Annotated in this window: 1 protein-coding gene; it reads left to right on the top strand. The window is 35.1% G+C overall.

Features of this window, described 5'->3' with window-relative positions; all coding sequences use genetic code 11:
- Positions 1-3,657: PKD domain-containing protein (locus U9R42_05605; protein ID MEA3495495.1), on the top strand; the 3,657-nt coding region annotated here is incomplete at both ends.

Genomic DNA, 3,657 nt, shown 5'->3' with positions numbered 1-3,657 from the left:
CAACCCCTGAAGAAGGAGCAACCTTTGTCCGCTCCTATCAAAAAGTAACCTACAAAAACATTTATAAGGGCATTGATATTGAATTTTTTGTACAGGAAAATGACGAGCAAAAATTTAAATATAATTTCATTGTTCATCCGGGAGCAGATGCTTCGCTGATAAAGCTAAAATACAAAGGGGCAAATAAAATAAAGCTGAAAAACGAAAAACTCCACATTGAAACCTCCAATGGCAATTTTTATGAAGACATCCCTGAAAGCTGGATATTGGAAAATAAAGAAAAAATATCTGTTAGATATAAAAATTCAGGTGAAAATACTTTTGGTTTTAGTTGTGGTGAATATTCAAGCTACAACACTTTGATTATTGACCCTATGCCAAATTTGGAATGGGGAACGTATTATGGGGGAACTAATGTAGGTTATGGTATTGCCACAGATCAAAATGGAAATGTTTATGTAACCGGATGGACTTATTCAACTACAGCAATAGCCACATCAGGTGCTCATCAGCCAACTTTTGGTGGTGGTATTGATGCATTTATTGTTAAATTCAATACTTCAGGGCAACGACTATGGGGAACTTATTATGGGGGAACTTCTAATGATTATGGTAATGGTATTACCACAGATCAAAATGGAAATGTTTATGTAAGCGGAAGTACTCATTCAACTACAGCAATAGCTACTTCAGGTTCTCATCAGTCAACTTTTGGTGGTGGTATTGATGCATTTATTGTTAAATTCAATAGTTCAGGGCAACGACTATGGGGAACTTATTATGGTGGGAGCGGTTATGATTCGGGTCCTGGTATTGCAACAGATAAAAATGGAAATATTTATGTAAGCGGAAGTACTAGTTCAACTTCTGCGATTTCCACTTCAGGTGCTCATCAAACATCTTTTGGTGGATACAAGGATGTATTTATAGCAAAGTTCAATTCATCGGGGCAAATACAATGGGGAACTTATTATGGGGGGAACGGTAATGATTGGGGTTATGGAATTGCAACAGATCAAAATGCAAATGTTTATGTAACCGGATGTACTACTTATACTAATTCAATTTCTGCCATTGTCACCTCAGGTGCTCATCAAACATCCTTTGGTGGATACGTGGATGGATTTATAACAAAATTCAATTCATCGGGGCAAAGACAATGGGGAACATATTATGGGGGAAGTGGTTATGATTGGGGTTATGGAATTGTAACAGATCAAAGTGCAAATGTTTATGTTACCGGAAAGACTAGTTCAACTTCTGCGATTTCCACTTCAGGTGCTCATCAAACAACTCATGGTGGTGTTTCTGGGGAAGATGTATATATCGTCAAATTCAATTCTTCAGGGCAACGACAATGGGGAACATATTATGGGGGAAGTTATGATGATGAGGGTTATGGCATTGTAATAGATCAAAATGCAAATGTTTATATAACCGGAATGACTCGTTCAACTTCTGCCATTGCTACATCATGTGCTTATCAAACATCCATTAGTGGAATGAGTTGTGATGTATTTATAACAAAATTCAATTCAATGGGGCAAAGGCAATGGGGAACTTATTATGGGGGGAACGGTTATGAATATGGTTATGGAATAGCAATAGATCAAAATGCAAATGTTTATATAACTGGAAGGACAAGTTCAACTTCTGCCATTGCAACAGTAGGTGCTCATCAAACATCCATTGGTAGTTTCCAAGATGCTTTTATTGCAAAATTCATAAAATATTATCCAATTTGTGATACAATTTCTATCAATGTTTGTGACAGCTTTTATTTCAATGGAAAATTTCTTTATAGCTCGGGCACTTACTATAATACACTTGCAAATTATTATGGTTGCGATAGTTTTATCACTCTATATCTGAATATCCTTCCATCCCCAAAAACCCAATTTTCAATCAATGATTCTGCTCAATGCTTATCCGGTAATTTATTCAATTTTACAAACAACTCAACCATTGATTCAGGTTCAATAACTTATTTATGGTTTTTTGGAGATAATGATAGTTCGGCTTTAATATCACCCTCCCATTCATATATTTCGGATGATACTTTTTATGTAAAACTATTAGCTGTTTCGGATAGTGGCTGTACGGATTCAGCCTATAAAAGCATTATTGTTTATCCAATGCCTGAAACAGAATTCGCTATTCAAGACAGTTTGCAATGCCTGCAAGGAAATAAGTTTCGATTTACCAACATTTCCACAATCAACAGTGGTAGCCTCAATTATAAATGGAACTTCGGTGATGGTGATACATCCACACAGGAAAACCCGCATCATTCATACCTTAATGCTGATACTTTTAATGTAAAAATGTTAGCGACATCAACTTTCGGTTGTAAAGATTCTACAAGTAAATTGGCTTATGTGGTGGCTTTTCCGAAACTTCAAACGGCTTTTGACATAAAAGATTCTGCCCTTTGTCTAAAAGATAATTTGTTTCAGTTCACCAACCAAAGTACTATTGATAGCGGTAGTTTTACATCATTTTGGGATTTCGGGGATGGTGATACTCTTGGTCAAACCAATGCACAACATCATTATCAAATAGATGATACCTTCCGGGTTAAACTTTTACTTACTTCCGATCATGGTTGCAAAGATTCAATTATGCGTTCGGTGTATGTTTGCCCTATGCCTCAAAGCGGTTTTACAATTGATAACACTTCACAATGTTTGTTTGGCAACCAATTTAATTTTACAGATACTTCAATTATAAAATGGGGAAACCTGAGCAGTGAATGGCATTTGGGAGACAATAATATTTCACAAAAACAACAGTTGTTTTATAGTTTCAAAAATAATGATACCTTCCTTGTAAATTTAATAAGCATTTCAGATTTTAATTGCAGAGACACAGTGCAGCAAAGCGTTTTTGTACATCCAACACCCCAAGCAGATTTTACCATTAATGACAGCAACCAATGTTTTAAAAACAATAATTTTCAATTTACCGATAAAACTTTCCTACCTTACGGCAACTTAAATTATTATTGGGATTTTGGTGACAATAACAATTCAACTATTCAAAATCCAAATCATAGCTACCTGACAGTTGATCCTTTTGAAGTAAAAATGTTCGTAACCACAACTGAAGGCTGCATGGATTCTATTTCTGCCAGAGTTTATACTTTGCCCATGCCTGTTGCGGCTTTTAGTTTTGAAACCGCTCAACATTGCCTTGATGATAATCTTTTCCATTTTAATAACTTAAGCAGTGTTCCTTTTGGGAATCTAACTTATGAATGGCTTTTTGATGACGGACAGAAAAGTACTGCTGTTTCCCCGTCACATCATTATCAACATGATGATATTTATAATATTATTTTAACAGCCGAAACAAATCATGGCTGTGTTGATTCAATTTCTCATAAAGTTACGGTTTATCCTATGCCTGTTGTTTTATTTGAAATAAATGACAGCACCCAATGTCTTGACCACAATAGTTTTGATTTTACTAACCTTTCTTCCATTAGTTCAGGTTCACTCAGTTATCAATGGATTATCAATTCTCAAATTTTTTCGTCCTTCAATCTTTCAAATTTAAATTTTAAAAAATGGGGAAAATATTCCGTAAAATTAATTTCAAACAGCAATCAAAATTGTATGGATTCAATCAGTAAAAATATTTACGTCCATCCAATGC

It is taken from the genome of Bacteroidota bacterium (assembly GCA_034723125.1).
In the GTDB taxonomy this organism is placed as follows: Bacteria; Bacteroidota; Bacteroidia; order CAILMK01; family JAAYUY01; genus JAYEOP01.
Note: the sequence above shows the minus strand (reverse complement) of the source record. Positions and strands in the feature narration are given on the sequence as shown.